Source organism: Bradyrhizobium sp. USDA 4538 (assembly GCF_024171045.1).
Taxonomy (GTDB): Bacteria; Pseudomonadota; Alphaproteobacteria; order Rhizobiales; family Xanthobacteraceae; genus Bradyrhizobium; species Bradyrhizobium australafricanum.
This window is the reverse complement of the sequence record NZ_JALJZE010000001.1, coordinates 4,606,999-4,624,478: the sequence shown is the minus strand read 5'-3', so window position 1 is coordinate 4,624,478 and position 17,480 is coordinate 4,606,999. Positions and strand designations below refer to the sequence as shown.

Sequence of the window (17,480 nt, the reverse complement as noted above, 5' to 3'; positions counted from 1 at the left end):
TCGTGGAAGATGTATTGTAATTATGCAGCAACCTGGGCTCGCAGATGTCGACGCGCGAGCCCAGGCACTCTGATCAGCGCCGCCGGCCACCTCCATGGAAACCGCCCCCTCCCCGGAAACCGCCACCTCCGCGGAAACCGCCCACGCGGCCGCCTCCGTGGAAGCCGCCGGCCCGCATGCCGCCGCGGATTGCGGCCGGCCGGCCGCCTGCGTGAACACGTCCGCTGACGCGCGAGCGCGTGACGCTCCTGTGCGAGATCGCGGCGCGATTGCCGGCACCTGTGCGAGCACGCGTGACACTCCTGCTGCTGGTGCGGCGCGATACCGAGGCACCGCGATTGCCGGCGCGTTGCGAGACCGCGGTCCTGGCCCGGCCAGCACCCGCATTCGAGACCCTGCCGCCGGGACCACCGGTGCGATTGCGCAGCGCCTCGCGCGCGGCGGGGGTATTGCTGCTGCCGAACCGCCTCGCCACGCCGGCATCGCGATAGGCAACTCCGCCGCGATGCGCCGGATTGTGGGCCCAATTGGTGTTTCTGATGTTGGTGCGGTTGAACTGGTTATAGCGGTTGACGTTGACATAGACGCTGCGGCCCCACCAGTTGCAGCCGCCCCAGATCGCAGCGCCGACGGCCACGCTGGCGGTGAAGCCGATCACGCCCGCGGCGACATAGCCTGGCGGAGACCAATAGAACGGCTGGTAGTCGGGATAATCCCAGGCCCCGTAGACGACGCCGGGATCGTAGACCGGGACGTAATACTGGTCGGGATCGACCGGCTCGATCGAGATCGCCTGCTGCATGCCGGAGGGCGCGGTCACACCGGCGGGAGGCGCGCTCTTTATCACCTTCTGCTGCGGCGTCGACTTGAGATTGCCCGCGGCCTCCGCGCGCTGGCGCAGGGTCTGCACGGCGCTCATCACGTCCTGTTCCTGAGCGAGGAATGCATCGCCAAGCTGCTGGGTCCAGTCGAGTTTGTCGTTCATCATCTGAAGAACCTGCGGCACCGCCGCGAGGGCCTTGACGCTCGGATCCCACGACTGCTTCTGCATGGCGTCTTCGAGCGCCTTGCCGGTGACGGTCTTGTTGTCTTGCGACCAGCGCGCCGCCTCGACGACTTCCAACGGATAGGTCGACGCCATCAGGATCTGCGACAGCAGCGCGTCCGGATAGAGCGCGATCGGCGCCACCAGTTGCTCGATCTGTCCGTTCGGAAGCTTGCTGGCTGTCGGGGCCGGCGGCGGCGCGGCGGCCTGGTCCTGGGCTGGCTTCTGGTCCGCGGGTGTCTGCGCATATGCCGGGCCCCCCAGCATCAGACCAACCGCCAGCGCCGCGCTCGCGAAGGTAACCCGACGCATTCCCGGAAGAAGTTTTGTCATGATGCCTCCTCGTTCTTCGTCTCGCTTGCATCACCGGCGGCGCCGGCGTGCTCCGCGGCGCCGGGCGTCAGCGATGCCTACGCAATCGTTCGGCCTCTATTCAAAGCGGAACATGCGTTTCCAGTCGTCCTTCATGCTGACAACGATCCAGCCATTGGAGTTCGCCGCGTCGAGCGCCTTGTCGAGTTTGCCGAATGAGGACTTCCGATCGTATGCATATTCTCGTTCGGCATCGGTGTGATGCACGATCAGGCCGAAGCGTTTCCCCGATGATTGCGTCGCCCATTGCAGCATCTGGAAGTCGCCGTCCGAATTGCCGAAGGCCGCGATCGGCCGGCGGCCGATATGCGAGTTGATGCCGACCGGCTTGCCGGGTCCGTCGTCGACGAGATCGATCGCCGGCAGCCGGATCAGTGTCGGCTTCCCCTTGTCGATCTCGAACTTCGTCTTGATGCTCGATCCGACGACCTGCTCCGGCGGGATGCCATAGACCCGCTCGCTCCATGGCCGCATGAACTCGATGCCGCCGCCCGAGACAATGAAGGTCTTGAAGCCATTGGCCCGCAGACAGGCGAGCAGTTCCAGCATCGGCTGGTAGACGAGATCGGTATAAGGCCGGTTGAACTTCGGGTGACGCGCCGACTTGATCCAGTCGCCGGCGATCTGCGCGAACTCGGCCGTTGTCATGCCGGCATGGGTCGCCATGACCAGTTCGACCAGGCCCTTCTCGCCGGCCTTGGCCAGCGCAGCGATGTCGTTGTCGAGAACCGCCCTGAACGGCTGCTTCCGCTTCCATTCCGGATGCTGGCCCGCCAGCGCCTTCACCCGGTCGAGCGCAAACGCAAGCTGCACATACATCGGCTGCTCGCACCACAGCGTGCCGTCATTGTCGAATGTCGCGATGCGCTCCGGCGCCGGCACGAAATCCGGCGTGCCTTCCCGCGTCACCGCCGCGACGAAGTCAAGGATCGACTGCTTCGCCCGGCCGTCATTCCAGGAAGGAAGAGGATCTTCCTGCGCAAGCGCATGACCGCCAGAGGTCGCTGTCGCAGCCGATATCAGAAGACCTGCAAGGACCGAACGACGACCGACCGGATTCCCCGTCATGAGTCCCCTTTCCTGTTCTCACATGAAGCAAGTCAGAACGGCCCCGCGTTCCGGGGCCGCTCTGTTCGCGTGTCTAGTTGCCTGTGGGCAAGCCGATCTGGAAGCCGTCCTTGGCGAGTTGATCCCTGAAGAACGCGAAGCGCTCATACTGTTGGATTGTGATCGGTCCCGCGTAGGTCTCGCTCTGTATCTTGCGAGGGGGATACTTCACATAGGTCTGCATCAGATCCTTGATCGCGGCATTGATGGAAACCAAGGACCAGGTGTGCTCGGTGTAGTTGTTCATGAAGATGTCGTAGCGCTCCTGCGGGTCCTGCCAGAGATCGAAGACCTGCGGAACGGTCGCCACGTAGGACTCCGGTCCCTTCCAGCCGAGGTTGCTGTCGACCGCCAGACCGCCGGTCTTTGCGCCGTTGTCGCCGCGCAGATTGAACACCGCCTTGTAATTGCCGACACGGGCTGCGCCAGGCGAGAGCTCGGATTCCGTGAAATAGAACCAGTTCTTGCGCTCGGACTTGCCGGTTCCGAACAGGATCGGCGACATGTCGATGCTGTCGAAGATGATGGGCTTACCCTCGCGATCGTTCTCCGGCAGCTTCACGCCGGCAAGCTTCGCGAACGTCGCCATGTAATCGAGGCCGCCGACGATGTCCGAATTCTTCGAACCGGCCTTGATGCCTGGGCCCCACGCAAGCGACGGGACGCGGTTGCCGCCCTCGCGAACCGTGCCCTTGGTGCCGCGGAACGGTGTGTAGCCGGCGTCCGGATAGACGTCCTGCCAGGCGCCGTTGTCGGTCGTCCAGAACACATATGTGTTCTTGTCGAGGCCGAGGGACCGCACCTTGTCCATGATGCGGCCGATACGCGTGTCGTTCTCGACCACGGAATCGGCGTACTTGCTCTTGGACATCGACTTGCCCTGGAATTCGGGCGCCGGCATGTTGGGCTGGTGCACCTTCATGAAGTTGATGCTCATGAAGAACGGGCCCGATGACTTGTTGCGGTCCAGATACTCGAGCGAGGCCTTCTCGACGTAGTCGTCGAAGAAGGGAATGCCGACGACGCCCTTGTCCGGCGTGTTGACGTACTGGCCGTTGATCTTGAAATCTTCCTTCGCCGGCTGCCCGGCATTTCCGGAAAGTGCGCCTTTGGTGACCTTCTCGAACATCGCCCTCAATTCGGGGTCCATGTCGGGAAACCAGGTCGGATCGGCGTAGGTGTACGCGTTGAGATGATAAAGGCCGGCATACTTCATCTCGTCGTAGCCTTGCGCGCTCGGCAACGCATAGTCGGCCTCGCCAAGGTGCCATTTGCCCGTGAAGAACGTTTTGTAACCGCCGGTCTTCAAAACCGAGGCAAGCGTCCATTCCGCCGCCGGCATGCCGCCGCCCTGGCCCTGGAACGCGACGGTCGTCATGCCGCTGCGATTTGGAATCCGGCCGGTTTGCACCGCGGCACGTCCAGGCGTGCAGCTCGGCTGCGCGTAGAAGGACATGAATTGCAGTCCTTCATTCGCGAGGCGATCGATGTTCGGCGTTGGCATGCCGCGATTTTCGCCGCCGCCATAGGGCCCGGAGTCACCATAACCAAAATCATCCGACAGGATCAGGATGATGTTCGGCTTTGCGCCGCCGGCGGCGCTAGAGGGTTGCGTGGTCGCTTGCGCCTGGGCTGTCTGGATGGGCGCCATTGCCGAGAAGGCGGCGATGGTGGCGAGCGAACTAGAGGCCGCGAGCAGGTTGCGGCGGCTGAAGGTCTCTGTCGTTGTCTTCTCAGTCATCACTTTCTCCCTGAACGTGTAATGCAGCGAAATCCGAGATGGCTGGTCGACGTATCGATCGGCTCGGCATGGCGCGCCGCCGGTCGATAGCGCCGGCAATAGTTCGGCGCGCAGAGATGCGAGCCGCCCTTGATCACCTTTCGCGGTATCCTGCTGAGCGGCAGCGACGGATCGTGGCTGTCATGCTCGCAGCCGCCCCGCGGGTTCTGGGGAATGCAGCAGGCCTTCTTTGCATCGGCGCGGTGTTTTGGAGCCCACCAGTCGCTGGTCCACTCCCAGACATTCCCGATCATGTCGAACACGCCATAGCCGTTCGGCGGATAGGTCATCACGGGCGAAGTGCGCGCATGGCCGTCCTCGCACCGGTTCTCGAACGGAAAGTGACCTTGCCACGTATTGGCTTGATGCACGCCGCCCGGCACGAATTCATCGCCCCAGGCATACTCAGCACCATCGAGGCCGCCGCGTGCGGCAAACTCCCACTCTGCTTCCGTCGGCAAATCCTTGCCGGCCCATCGCGCATAGGCGAGTGCGTCAGCATGGGTGACGTGCACCACGGGATGGTCGTCCAGCGACTTGATGTTGCTTTTCGGACCATAGGGATGGCGCCAATTCGCGCCCTTGAGCAGCGTCCACCATTGGCCGTAGTCACGAAGATCGACCGGGTGATCCGGCGGCGTGAAGACCAGCGATCCGGCGTAGAGCATGTGCGGGAGCGCATCCGGATAGTCCTTGGGATCCGGAGCGACCTCGGCGAAGGTGACGTGGCCCGCGGCACGCACGAACTGCTTGAATTGCCGGTTCGTCACCGGCGTGCGGTCCATCCAGAACCCGTCGACGCTCACCATGTGGGACGGCGCTTCTTCCGGATAATGCCGATCCGATCCCATGCGAAACGTGCCGCCGGGAATGAAGATGCTGTCTGACGCGCCGGTTTCGTCCACGTTCGCGACCGGTCTCTCGGCAATATTCAAGAAGGTTGCCTCCAGTTACTCGTTGCGGCCGATTGCGTGCTTGGTCGGTTCGGCGGCCTCGCTGCGCAGGTTCTGCGTCTGACCGATCGCACCACGCATCATGTCCGCGGCAAGCACGCCTGATATCGAAAGGTTGATAAGAATCGTATTGTTCACGCACTGCTCCAGTTGTGCGAACGCCCCTGGATCACGGCCGGTTCAGGTGAACCAGAGCCTCGGCTTCCAGTTCGGCAACGAGCCGTTCGTAATCCGCGGCCTTCCGACTTCCTTCGCGGTCTCCTTGCTTTGCCGCTTGTTGCCAACGACGAAGCGCTTTCACAGCTTCGTCATAATCTGCGCAAATGGCTCTAAACTGCGCGTCGCGATTGAAGCAGCGCCGAATGTCAAGTTCGCGCAGCGGAAAGCGGGTCACAATCGCGCGGAACTCCTCCATGATGAACTCGCTTGTGGCCAACGTGACCTTTGCCGCTGGTTCATCGAGGCTTCAAGGTACGAACATGTTCGTACACGGCGCGACGCTCGTTGAGCGCGTCGTCTCAGGCGCGACGGCTTCAAGGCCGATGCGACCAGCTGTCGCTGCAGTCGGGAACTCGTTGTTCCGATGATTGAAAGCTGTCGCGTCAGCGCCGGCTGCTTGTTTCGCTTACGAGTTGCAACATGTATTGGGAAGGCCTACCGTCGAGCGACGATTGGGGTTGCCGGTTGATGCCTGATGTACCCTTCGCTCAAGATGCCGTCAGCGGCTCATCCGATATCCCGCGTCGTGATGATTCCGCGGTGCTGCCGGCGCATGTAGCGAAAGAGCTGGACCGCATCCTCTCGAGTCCGCATTTCCAGGCGAGCGAACGGCGGCAAGCTTTCCTTCGTTTCATTGTCGACGAGACGCTTGCAGGTCGCGCTGAAAGCCTGAAAGGCTACACAATTGCCTTGGCCGTGTTTCGGCGCGACCATTCTTTCGATCCCCAGGCTGACCCTGTCGTCCGTCTTGAAGCTCGACGATTGCGCCGCGACCTCGATAGCTACTACGTGGATTCGGGCCGGGATGATCCGGTACGCATCACAATTCCAAAAGGCTCCTATGTGCCTCATTTTGAGTGGCACAAAATGCATATTGCCGACGCTTCCCCTCGCGAACCTGCTCTTGAACTGCACGATGATTCGACAACTGCTGCTGCTACACGTGCGAATTGGACGACCAAGCCTGGCATCAGGCGCTATGGGCCCGTCGCTGCCGCGCTGGCAGCCGGCGTGGTGGCTTGGATATGGCTTGCAGCAAGACCGCCTCCGTCCCCAATGACGCCACGCGAACCCGCGGTCCTGGTGATGCCATTCACGCCACTGACTCCCGGGGAGAACACGCGGCTCTTCGCCATCGGCATGGGACACGAACTGACCAGCAACCTGTTTCGATTCGGAGGATTCCGGCTCTACACGTCGCCGTCGAACGGGTCCTCCGCAAAAGGCGACGAAGCGCCCCAACCTAATCGTCCTCTCGGTGCTTCCTATGTCGTCCGTGGAAGCGTTCAAACGAGCGCCGAAGAAGTGCAAGTCACGACGACTGTCTTCAATGCCGAGAACGACGAGATCGTATGGATGCGGACATATGCTCGACCGTTCGATCCTCAGTCGCTCATGAATGTCCAGCGCGAGCTCGCAAGCGAAATCGCAACCGTCGTCGGCCAATCCTACGGCGTGGTTAGAAACGACATTCGCGCGGATCCACCGAGGAATATGGAAAGCTATCTCTGCGTCCTGCGCGCTCAGGCCTATCGCAGCACTTTCCGGCGCGTCGACTTCGATCCGGCCATGCAGTGTCTTCAGCAAACCGTTCAGCGGGATCCGCAGTATAGCGATTCATGGGCGATGCTTGGATGGCTGCATCTCGACGCCGGACGGTTGGGCTATTCAGCCGACGGCAATCCGCAAACGGAGTATGACAAGGCCCTTGAGGCAACGTCGCGCGCCATCGCCCTGCAGCCGAACAGTCCCCTGGCGCTGAAGGCCCTGGCTGCGGCCTACCATTTCACGGGACGTTACGCCGATAGTGATCGCATCAGCCATCTGGCGATCGACCTCAACCCCAACGATCCCGACATTCTTGCCCAATTCGGCTGGCGTCTCGCCATCCGCGGGAACTTCTCGGAAGGCGTGCCGATGCTCAAGCGCGCGATCGAGCGCACGTTGCATCCGCCAGCCTGGTATCTTCATTTCATCGCGGTCGACCTTTACTTGAAGGGTGAATACAAGCAGATGCTCGACGTGGCCGAGACGGCATCGTTGCGCGATTCCGGATTCAGCCAACTGTTGATTGCGATAGCGAATACAGAGCTGGGGCGCCGCGATGCGACCCAAACGGCCTTGAAAGGAATGTCGCGGTACAAAGCGTTGGCCGATGATCCGGCCGGCTTCTTGCGCCGCAACGGAGCGGCGGATCAGGTTGTCGACACTCTCGTGGCCGGATTGCGCAAAGCCCAGGCTCTCGTCGCAAGCTGACCTTCCCTGCAGTTTTGGCGCCGCTCAGCCGGCATCTTCGGCTTTCGACGGCCATGCCGCCGTCGCCGTTTTTCACTGCGCATGGAATAGACCGCCCGAAGGCGGCCTTCCATGGGTTAGCGGAAACCAAAGCGATGCTTACGGGCGAATGCCGTTCTTTCGCGCGCAATCCCGATAGGCGGAATAGCCCGCCGAGTTTCGGGCGGCAGTCGCCCCGCTTGTCATGTTCGCACCGCCGGCGGCAGCGGCTTCATTCGCCTGCCTGAAGCATTCAGCACGAATTGCATCGACATTCTTGCCACTATTCTTTGGAGCCGCATTTGCCGGAACCGCGACGAGCAAAACCAGCGCGCCAAGCACTCCTGTCTTCCACATGGTCGTCTCCCTGTAGTGGACCAGCTGCCGTACCGGCCCGCCAATCCTGCTGCGCCGGCACGTGAGCATCAGCATTGTTTCAGGCGGGGAGGTCATCAAGGTACGAACACGTTCGTACCTGCCTTGCGTACCTGCCTTGCGCAGCCGAGGTCCAAAGGATCGAGCTCGGCATTGGCGCTCGCTGCGCTTGCCTCCGAAGCCGCGACGCGCTGCTTTGGACGTGCATTCGGTTCTGAACATGCAGTTTGTGCCAGCGTGACACGTAGTTGAACCAACGGAACGAAGCTCGTGCAGCGGGATTGATCGGGACACCCTTGCAAGGAGTCCGGATATGCGACCAACCAAGGCTTTGCTGGTTCTCAGCTTCATCGCATCTGCAGCAATGATACTTCCTTATGACGCCCAAGCCCGGCCCAGAGGAGCCGGCGCTCGATCGGCTCACTTCCACGGCGGAGGAATGCGGCCTGGTTGGCACGGCGGCGGCACGCGATGGCATGCCGGCGGCTGGCACGGCGGCCGCGCACGTTGGGCCGGCGGCGGCTATTACCGCGGTGGCGGTTACTATCGAGGCGGTTGGGGATGGCCCGGAGCTGCCGCAGCCGGTTTGGCGACCGGTGCAGCCATCGGAGCCGCGACAGCCTACAACTCCTGCTATCAGACGCGAAACGTGTGGAACGGTTACGCGTATGTTCAGCAAAGCGTGAGGGTCTGTTAGGCATTTCCTCGTCCGCTATGCCTGCGCGAGTGCGTTTCGCCGACCCCGTCTGGGTCGGCGTCACGCCCTCGCGCGCTACCAGTTAACGCGCAGTCCGGCTTTCCCGCTGTAGGAGAAGCCGCCACCGTCGAACCGGCTCTGATAGGAAGCGTTGGCATAAAGCGACGTGGTCGACGTGACCTGTCCGCTGATGCCGGCATTGATTTCGCCCCACAGGCCGCCGAGGCTGGCCTGGAATGGAACGAAGCCGGTGTCCGACGAGAACAACGTTTTCGGGTTGCCGAGGAATTCGTTCCACAGGCTCGGACGGATCCAGGCCGTCAGCGTACGCGGACTGTCATCGACCGCCCAGGTTCGGCCAAATCGGGCACCGATCCGGGTGGCGAGCGAATCCACATCCGCAAAGCGGATTTGCGCCGCGATGTCGCTGGCGTCATTGATGTGGATGTTCTGATACACCAGTTGCGCCTGCGGCTCGATGAAGAAGCCGCCGGCGAACTTGAAGGGATATCCACCCTCCACCGACGCAGCCCCACCTTGAGCACCGGTCTTGAGCGCCGGAATGCCGCGATTTGCGCTGCTCGTGATGTCGTAGAACGTGCCTTGCAGGATCGAGTCGATGTACCAGCCGGTCGGTCCGAAATGCGTCCAGTAGCCACCGAGCGTGTAGGCCGAGAAGGTGTTGTCACCCTGGCTGCCATCGAAATGGGTGACCCGCCCGCGCGCGCCGCCGATCGCGAAATACGCCCCCGCCTGGTCGCGCGAACCGTCGGGACCGTCGTGTCGATAGACATCCATGCCCGCCTGCAGCGCCAGGAAATCATAGCTGAAGTGCGGTCCGGCTTCGCCGCCTAACACGCCGAAGCTGTCGCCCTGGTGCACGCCGTTGACTCCAAGCACGCGACCCCATCCGACCCTGGCGTTCTCGGGATTGGCGCGGAAGCGTTCGTCCTCCTCCTCGCCCACGCGTTCATGCAGCGTGTCGAGCAGGCTGCGTCCGTACAACAGCGTCATCGACGGAATTGCCGCGTAGAGCGAAGTCTCCTCGCGATAGTCGGGAATATCGCCGCCGCCGCCATCGGCTCCGCCTCCACCGCCGCCGCCTCCACCGCCGCCGCCACCGCCGCCTCCGCCTCCTCCACCTCCGCCTCCGCCGCCGCCGCCTCCGCCTCCGCCGCCGCACCTAGGCACGTTGGGCAGATTGGTGCAGTTGACAAGACCGCCACCGCCGCAGGCACGCAGATTGGGATGCGCGACGCAGTCGAGGGTGTCGCGCAGATACCAGGCTTGCGGGTTGCTGGAGTCGACGCTCGAACGATACAGCGAATATTGGTAAGGGCCGGCCAAGACCGGGTGAGACAGGCTGAAGGCACCAGCCGTCGTCGTCGCGCCATTGATCGCGTCGACGACGAGGATTCCGTTGCCGGTGGTGAGCGCGCCGCCACCGGTCGTGTTCGCGATCTTCAGAGACGTATTGCCGGCTGCCGTGCCGCCGTTGATGACGAGCTTGTCCGACGGCGAACCGTCCGTGCCAAGATATGTATTGAGCCCGATGGTGCCGCCCTGGCCGACATAGTTCACTGCCGTCAGCGTCTTGTAGCTCGACAGCTGCGTCGGATCGCCGACAGGGGACGCGAACTGGATCATGCTCGAAGCGTTGATCAAATTGGTGACGTTCGAGTTGCCGGTCATGGTCCAGAGAGAGTTGTTTCTCAGCGCAACGCTGGAGGTGCTGCCGGAGTCGGTGAGCGCAACGCCCTGCAGGGTCGAACTGTCCGCGACAAGGTTGAGTGTGGAGCCGCCGCTGACGTTCAGCCATTGATTGTTGTTCACGACCGCAGTCACGCCGGTCAGGTCTACGCTGCTGGTGCCGCCCGGGGCGGCGATCGACGCACCGTTCGGACTGGTCATGGTGACTCCGGAGAGCGTCGCAGCACCGCCACTTATGTTGAGCGCGTTGGCATCGGCTCCATTGGCCGTCAGTGAGCCACCGGTCATGCTCAGCGTACCGCCGCTTGTCACGCCGGCCGCATGGGTGCTCGCGCCGGAGGTGGTGACCGTCGAGCTGCCGTCGAGCGTGACGCTGCCCGAATTGTCGGCCTGCACTCCGCGGCCCCCGCTGCTGTTCGGAACCGTTACCGTCACGCCGCTCGCCGTGAGCGTGCTTCCGGCACCGCTCGCCTGCAGGCCGATCTCGCCCCCGCCGCTGCCCGTCGCGGCGACGCTGCCTCCCCTCAAGATGATCGCGCCGCCGTCGAGTGCCTTGGCGCCGACATCTCCACCGCCGCCGGAAACCGTGACCGCAACGCCGTTTGCCGTGACAGTGCTTCCGGACGATTGCGCCAAGAGGCCGGTTTCGCCGCCGCCGTTCCCCTCAACGTTGACGGTGCCGCCGGTCAGCGTGACCGCCCCACCGGTGTCCGCGCGCGCGCCAACGTCGTTGCCGCCGCCGCCGGGCATCGAAATGGTTGTACCCGTCGAGCTAATCTGGCTGCCGGTGCCCGTTGCCCACAGGCCGGTGTTGCCGCCACCGCCGACCGCATAGGCGATTGAGCTGTTGAGCAGACTGACCGTCGCCGCGTTGGTCGCCTTCGCAGCGACGTTGTTGCCGGCGCCGTTGAGACTGACGGTGAGTCCTGTCGCGCTGATCTGACTGCCCGTTCCATCAGCGCTCAGCACAGTTCCTCCGCCGCCGAAGGCCGGATTGATGATCGAACCCGACTGAAAGATGATCTGGCCGCCGCTTTGTGCCGACGCGGCAGTGCTCCAGTTGCCGTTGATGCTCGCCCCGGAACTGAAGATGATCGTACCTGCAGCGTCCGCCAAACCGCCGATACTGCCGCCATTGAATGGGTTGATGTTGACGTTGTTGGTCGTGATCTGAGCGCTCGTACTTGCGTGAACGGCAGGCGTTCCGGTCAACGTCGTATTCGCGTCGATCGAGCAGCTTCCACTCGTTGCTGAGACAGTCGAATCCGGTGCGACCGTGCAGGACTGAGCCGAGGCCGCATCAATCAGCGCGCCCGACGCCATCAAGGCAAGCGCGGCGAGCCGGAACCGGCTCAGACAGGTCGCGACACATGGTCCCGGCTTATTCCCGAAGAATTGGACCAATGATTGCAGGGCAGCGCGCGTCGACGCCTGTTCCATGCGATTGCGCGCGCAAAATCCAAGGAGAGTCGAGCCGGTAAAGCACTTCATTTGCGCCGCCTTCCAAACCTGTCGTTCTCAACAACGTCAAATTGAAAAGAACGGGTTGCTTGGTCGCGGTGCAAAAAGCAGGAGCGGCTACAATTCAAGGTCGCAAATCATCATCCGACTATCAGGACGAAGATCAACTCGAATGTGGCGATCCGAAACGCGCGCTGCCGTTTGTTGGCAGTTGATGCTTTCGCATCACACAACTTATGCAGTTCGCGCCAAACGTCGCGCTCTCTCGCGCACGTCCGGCGCAACTTGGTGTGACCGTCGTGCAGTTGCGCGATGATGCAACCTTTCATCAATTTGCATTCTCGCCTCCGTCCGGAGTCGTCGGACCAATGGAATTGCCGTCCCATCGTTTGGCATTGATCGCGGCATCCTTGCTCGCCGCGACTCCCTGCCGCACCCATGCCGCCTCTGCTGAAGTCGGCATTCCAAATCGATCGGCAAGTCACGTCGATTTGATGCCGCGCACGAGATGCACAGGAACCACTTCCGGAGGTTGCATTTGGTTAGGTGCGAGAAAACGGGAACCTGCGGACCTGGCATTCAGTCATGCCAAGCTTCGCAAGGCTCGCAAGCAAACCAAATCCAGGGAGCAAGCCATGATGAGTCTAAGAGTTCTTGGCGCGGCCGTGATAGTGGCGTCCGCAGTTTCGAGCCCCGCATCGGCGCAAGCGGTCTTCTCCAACCCGGCCGCCTGTTCATCTCAATTCGCCAGTGCCAACTGCCTCAACAGAGGAGCCGGGAGCCCGTACGACAGCAGGCGGGGCTATTATCAGCGGCGAACCGCCTATCGCGAACCCGTGGGGCCGGTGGGGGCCGCTGCCGGCGTGGCCGGCGCTGCCGTCGGAACCGCCGCGGCGATCGCGACCGCTCCCTTCGGCGGCTGGCGCAATTCCTACGCCGCATACGGCACCTACGATCGGCCCGCCGCATATGGCGACTACTATGCGTGGAACGGCGACTGGAACTCGTACGCGTCGCACAACGGCATCGTCTGCAGGCCCGGCACCTTTTTCAAGGGATCCGACGGACTCCAGCACCCCTGCCAATAGGGCTCTTCTGCTCTCAGGCTAATCTACCCAGGCGGCCCGCAGGGGCCGCCTGCTTCCTGCCCTGTCGCTAGCGGCAGCGTCGTCACCGGCGCGGCTGCAGGTCGCGTCACCGACGACGTCACGACACCATGCATGGACGGGGTGGACCACACATGCCGACCAGACCATGGCGTCGACCAACAACCGCTTCAGCCGTGTTCTCGTCCTCCAGCGTCTTCAGCCGCTTGGCCTCCGACACCTCCATCCCGCCGAACTTCGCTCTTCATTTGTAGATGCTGGCGTCGCTGACGCCATGCTTGCGGCAGATCGGCGGGCCGAAACGTCGGCCTCATGCTCTTTCAAAATTCCGATGATCTGCTCTTCCGAAAGGCGGCTACGCTTCCGTGGTCTGGTCGTCTTGCGGCGCGTCATCACTGCAGTCCGCGTCGTAGCGTCGCATCATTCGGAACATTCTTGCCAAACCCCGGCGCAAGACTTTGACTTGTCCCAATAAAAAAGGCCGATCCGCAAAGGATCGCTATTCCAGGGGGGAGGAGGCAGCCATGACCAAATCAAACAGGGGCAGAACTTCGAGCCGCCGCGGCTTTCTCAAGGTCGCTGCTGCGGGGGCCGCCGCGACGGTAGCCGCGCCGAGCGTCGTCAGCGCCCAGGGGCCGATCAGCATGCGCTGGCAAAGCACCTGGCCGTCAAAGGACATTTTCCACGAATACGCCCTCGACTACGCCAAGAAGGTCAACGACATGACCGGCGGCGAGCTCAAGATCGAAGTGCTGCCGGCAGGCGCTGTCGTGCCCGCCTTCGGCCTGCTCGACGCCGTCTCCAAGGGCGTGCTCGACGGCGGCCATGGCGTGCTGGTCTATCACTACGGCAAGCAGACCGCGCTGGCGCTGTGGGGCTCGGGACCGGGCTTTGCGATGGACGCCAACATGCTGCTGGCCTGGCACCGCTATGGCGGCGGCAAGGAGTTGCTCGCAAAACTTTATGAATCGATCGGCGCCAATGTCGTCTCGTTCCCCTACGGTCCGATGCCGACCCAGCCATTCGGCTGGTTCAAGAAGCCGATCACCAAGCCCGAGGATATCAAGGGTCTGAAATTCCGCACCGTCGGCATCTCGATCGATGTGTATTCGGGGATGGGCGCTGCCGTGAACGCGCTGCCCGGCGGCGAAATCGTAGCTGCCATGGACCGCGGTCTTCTGGACGCGGCGGAGTTCAACAATGCCACCTCCGACCGCGTGCTCGGCTTCCCCGACGTCTCCAAGGTCTGCATGCTGCAGAGCTATCATCAGAACGCCGAGCAGTTCGAGATCACCTTCAACAAGGACAAGTACAACGCGCTGCCGGACAAGATGAAGGCGATCATCGCCAACGCGGTGGACGCAGCCTCGGCAGATATGTCCTGGAAGGCGATCGACCGCTATTCCAAGGACTATGTGGAGCTGCAGACCAAGGACAACGTCAAGTTCTACAAGACCCCCGATACCATCCTGAAGCAGCAGCTCGAGATCTATGACGGCGTGGTGCAGAAGAAGGCGGCCGAGAACCCGCTGTTCAAGGAGATCGTGCAGTCGCAGATCGCGTTCGCCAAGCGTGCGACACAATGGGAGCAGGACACGGTGGTGAACCGCCGCATGGCCTACGACCACTATTTCGGGCCCAACGCCGCGGCCAAGAAACTCTGATGCCGAAATAAATCCGGCACGGGCGCCGTCCGGACCACCCTCCGGACGGTGCCTTGTGTTACGTTGGGATCGTTTTTATGCCGAACCATATCATATGAGCGTCCAGAGTTTACTGTACAAGATCGACGGCATCTCGACCTGGGTCGGCAAGGCGACCGCCTGGCTGATGATCCTCCTGATGAGCGTTGTCTGCATCGAAGTGTTCAAGCGCTATGCCGTCAACATGCCGACGGCATGGATCTTCGACGCCGAGAACATGCTGTACGGGTCGCTATTCATGCTGTGCGGCGCCTATACGCTGGCGCAGAACGCCCATGTCCGCGGCGACTTCCTGTACTCCTCGATGCGGCCGCGCACGCAGGCCACGCTCGATCTCGTTCTCTACTTCGTCTTCTTCATCCCGGGCATCGCCGCGCTGATCTATGCAGGCTATTTCTACGCTGCGGATTCCTGGCACATCAACGAGCATTCCAACGTTACGGCGGACGGCCCGCCGGTCTACCACTTCAAGACCGTCATCCCGATCGCGGGCGCGCTGATCATGCTGCAGGGGATCGGCGAGATCATCCGCTGCATCGTTTGCCTGAAGACCGGCGAATGGCCGAGCAGGCTTGCCGACGTCGCCGAGACCGACGTCATCGGGGAACAGCTCGCGCACTCTGAATTCGTGGACGAGGAATCGCGCAAGCTCGCCATCGAGGGCGCGGCGCGCATCGATGAAATGGCGCGGCAGCGCGGCATGGGCGGGGACCTGAACACATGAGCGATCCCGCGCTCGGCCTGTTGATGCTGGCGCTCATCGTCGTCGTCATCATGATGGGCTTTGCCACGGCGTTTACGCTGATGGGCCTCGGCATGTTCTTCGGCTTCATCGCGTTCTACGATCCGTCGCAGAACTGGACGCACAACAAGGTTTTCGAGCTGATGGTCCAGCGTACCTACGGCGCGATGACCAACGACGTGCTGATCTCCATCCCGTTGTTCGTGCTGATGGGCTATGTGATGGAGCGCGGCGCCCTCGTCGACAAGATGTTCCATTCGATCCAGCTTGCCTTCCGCCGCCTGCCTGCCTCGCTCGCGGTTGCGACCCTGATCGTGTGCACGTTCTGGGGCATCGCCTCCGGGCTCGTCGGCGCGGTGGTGGTGCTGATGGGCGTGATCGCCTTCAACCCGATGCTGCGCGCCGGCTATGACGTGAAGCTCGCCTCCGGCGTCATCACCGCGGGCGGCACGCTCGGCATCCTGATCCCGCCTTCGGTGATGATTATCGTCTATGCCGCGGTCGCCGGCCAGTCCGTGGTCAAGCTCTATGCGGCGGCGATGCTTCCCGGCTTCTTCCTGGCGTTCCTCTACCTCGTCTATGTCGTGGGCTGGGCGATGATCAACCCGAAGATCGCCCCGCCGCTGCCGGAGGAACAGACCCGCGTCAACGTGCCCGAATGGATCAGGAATTTCGCGGCGCTGTATTCGCCGAACCTGTTCGTCGGCCTGGTCAAGGCACTGCTCTCGCCCGCAAAGGCGAAGACGCTCCGGATCGACGGCAAGCCGATGGGCTATGGCGCGATCGTGCAGAACTTCCTCATTTCGCTGGTGCCGTTCCTGACGACCGCAGCCGCGCTCGGCACGGTCTGGTGGTACGTCGTGATCCACCAGCAGCCCGGCGCCGCGAGCGGAGCCGTCGAAGGCCTGCAGCAGCTCGGCAGCCCGGTCGAGCCGAAGGAGCTGTCGCCCGCTGAAAAGGGACCGGACACCCAGTTCTACGTCTGGTTCGCGATATCAGCCGCCGTGCTGGCTGCGTGGACGGCGCGCTCTTACTTGCGCATGGACGGCGAACGCTTCGAAGTGTTGAAGCTCTTGACGTCGTCGGTGATGCCGCTCGGCATCCTCACCGTCGTGGTACTAGGGGTGATCCTGTTCGGCATCACGACCGCGACCGAGTCCGCCGGCGTCGGCGCCGCCGGCGCCTTCATCCTCGCTTTCCACGCCCGCACGCTCGACTGGAAGCGCACCAAGGAAGCGGTGTTCCTGACCGCAAAGACGACCGCGATGGTGTGCTGGCTGTTCGTCGGCTCGGCGCTGTTCTCGGCGGTGTTCGCCATTCTCGGCGGTCAGGCGCTGCTGGAAAGCTGGGTGCTGTCGCTCAACATGACGCCCGTGCAGTTCATGATCTTGTCGCAGGCGATCATCTTCGTGCTGGGCTGGCCGCTCGAATGGACCGAGATTATCATCATCTTCGTGCCGATCTTCCTGCCGATGCTGAAGCACTTCAACATCGATCCGATCCTTTGGGGCACGCTGGTGTTCGTGAACTTGCAGGCCGCGTTCCTGTCGCCGCCGGTCGCGATGTCGGCGTTCTATCTCAAGGGCGTCGCCCCGAAGCACGTTACGCTGAACCAGATCTTCGCCGGCATGATGCCCTACATGCTGATCGTGATCCTGTGCATGGTGATCATGTATCTCTGGCCGGGCATGACGCTGTGGCTGCCGAACTATCTGTACGCGAGTTGATGCGCAGCGGGGAGCACCGGGCGCTTGTCAAACGGAAATGGTGCGCCATTCAGAACAAACCTGCGAACTCGTATGTCATTGAAATATCCATGTAGTTTCCAAGGCCGCCACGCCTGGCGCTTGACTCGCCGTCAAAAGATGCCTGTAGCCACTACCAGCCGGCAACTCCTACGGCCCGCCATAAGTACCCCCCGTCAACCGGGAGCACG

General features: G+C 62.5%; 13 protein-coding genes and 1 pseudogene. 5 read left to right on the top strand and 9 right to left on the bottom strand.

Annotated elements, in window-relative coordinates; all coding sequences use genetic code 11:
- Positions 1–73: 73 nt before the first annotated feature.
- The 6 genes from J2R78_RS20835 to J2R78_RS20810 all read right to left on the bottom strand — a co-directional run bounded on the left by J2R78_RS20835 (position 74) and on the right by J2R78_RS20810 (position 5,672).
- Positions 74–1,378 carry a DUF3300 domain-containing protein gene (locus J2R78_RS20835; RefSeq protein WP_253606517.1) on the bottom strand — a complete coding sequence of 435 codons (1,305 nt, stop codon included), beginning with the start codon at positions 1,376–1,378 and terminating at the stop codon, positions 74–76.
- A gap of 96 nt (positions 1,379–1,474) precedes the next feature.
- Positions 1,475–2,485 (bottom strand): HAD family phosphatase, encoded by a 1,011-nt coding sequence (locus J2R78_RS20830; RefSeq protein ID WP_253606510.1) that lies wholly within the window; start codon positions 2,483–2,485, stop codon positions 1,475–1,477.
- A gap of 73 nt (positions 2,486–2,558) precedes the next feature.
- Positions 2,559–4,265: an arylsulfatase gene (locus J2R78_RS20825; RefSeq protein WP_253606508.1), complete on the bottom strand. Its 1,707-nt coding sequence runs from the start codon at positions 4,263–4,265 to the stop codon at positions 2,559–2,561.
- Positions 4,265–5,239: a formylglycine-generating enzyme family protein gene (locus J2R78_RS20820; RefSeq protein WP_256558625.1), complete on the bottom strand. Its 975-nt coding sequence runs from the start codon at positions 5,237–5,239 to the stop codon at positions 4,265–4,267. The genes J2R78_RS20825 and J2R78_RS20820 overlap by 1 nt, the downstream gene beginning before the upstream one ends.
- A gap of 15 nt (positions 5,240–5,254) precedes the next feature.
- A complete protein-coding gene (locus J2R78_RS20815) occupies positions 5,255–5,395 on the bottom strand; it encodes a hypothetical protein (RefSeq protein WP_253606506.1) in 141 nt (46 codons plus the stop codon).
- A 31-nt stretch (positions 5,396–5,426) separates the two neighbouring features.
- Positions 5,427–5,672, bottom strand: a complete 246-nt coding sequence (locus J2R78_RS20810) for a hypothetical protein (protein WP_229192917.1) — start codon at positions 5,670–5,672, stop codon at positions 5,427–5,429.
- Positions 5,673–5,944: 272 nt separating this feature from the next.
- Between J2R78_RS20810 and J2R78_RS20805 the strand changes: the two genes are divergently transcribed.
- Positions 5,945–7,732, top strand: a complete 1,788-nt coding sequence (locus tag J2R78_RS20805; RefSeq protein ID WP_253606505.1) for a hypothetical protein — start codon at positions 5,945–5,947, stop codon at positions 7,730–7,732.
- A 138-nt stretch (positions 7,733–7,870) separates the two neighbouring features.
- Here the strand turns inward: J2R78_RS20805 and J2R78_RS20800 are convergent, their stop codons facing one another.
- Both J2R78_RS20800 and J2R78_RS20795 read right to left on the bottom strand, forming a co-directional pair.
- The gene (locus J2R78_RS20800) at positions 7,871–8,107 is read right to left on the bottom strand and encodes a hypothetical protein (RefSeq protein ID WP_125459201.1); all 237 of its coding nucleotides are present in this window, start codon (positions 8,105–8,107) and stop codon (positions 7,871–7,873) included.
- Positions 8,108–8,897: 790 nt separating this feature from the next.
- The gene (locus J2R78_RS20795; protein ID WP_253606503.1) at positions 8,898–11,744 is read right to left on the bottom strand and encodes an autotransporter outer membrane beta-barrel domain-containing protein; all 2,847 of its coding nucleotides are present in this window, start codon (positions 11,742–11,744) and stop codon (positions 8,898–8,900) included.
- 485 nt (positions 11,745–12,229) lie between these two features.
- Between J2R78_RS20795 and J2R78_RS45005 the strand changes: the two genes are divergently transcribed.
- Positions 12,230–13,081 carry a hypothetical protein gene (locus tag J2R78_RS45005; protein ID WP_309145008.1) on the top strand — a complete coding sequence of 284 codons (852 nt, stop codon included), beginning with the start codon at positions 12,230–12,232 and terminating at the stop codon, positions 13,079–13,081.
- Between the two features lie 153 nt (positions 13,082–13,234).
- Here the strand turns inward: J2R78_RS45005 and J2R78_RS20785 are convergent.
- Positions 13,235–13,492, bottom strand: a pseudogene (locus J2R78_RS20785) (transposase); the annotation flags it as partial.
- Between the two features lie 131 nt (positions 13,493–13,623).
- Between J2R78_RS20785 and J2R78_RS20780 the strand changes: the two are divergent.
- From J2R78_RS20780 to J2R78_RS20770, 3 genes are all read left to right on the top strand, one after another.
- Positions 13,624–14,763 (top strand): TRAP transporter substrate-binding protein, encoded by a 1,140-nt coding sequence (locus J2R78_RS20780; RefSeq protein WP_092080289.1) that lies wholly within the window; start codon positions 13,624–13,626, stop codon positions 14,761–14,763.
- 94 nt (positions 14,764–14,857) lie between these two features.
- A complete protein-coding gene (locus tag J2R78_RS20775) occupies positions 14,858–15,526 on the top strand; it encodes a TRAP transporter small permease subunit (protein ID WP_092080286.1) in 669 nt (222 codons plus the stop codon).
- Entirely contained in the window at positions 15,523–17,271 is a 1,749-nt protein-coding gene (locus J2R78_RS20770) for a TRAP transporter large permease subunit (RefSeq protein WP_253606501.1), read from the top strand. Before J2R78_RS20775 ends, J2R78_RS20770 begins: the two co-directional genes overlap by 4 nt.
- Positions 17,272–17,480 lie beyond the last annotated feature (209 nt).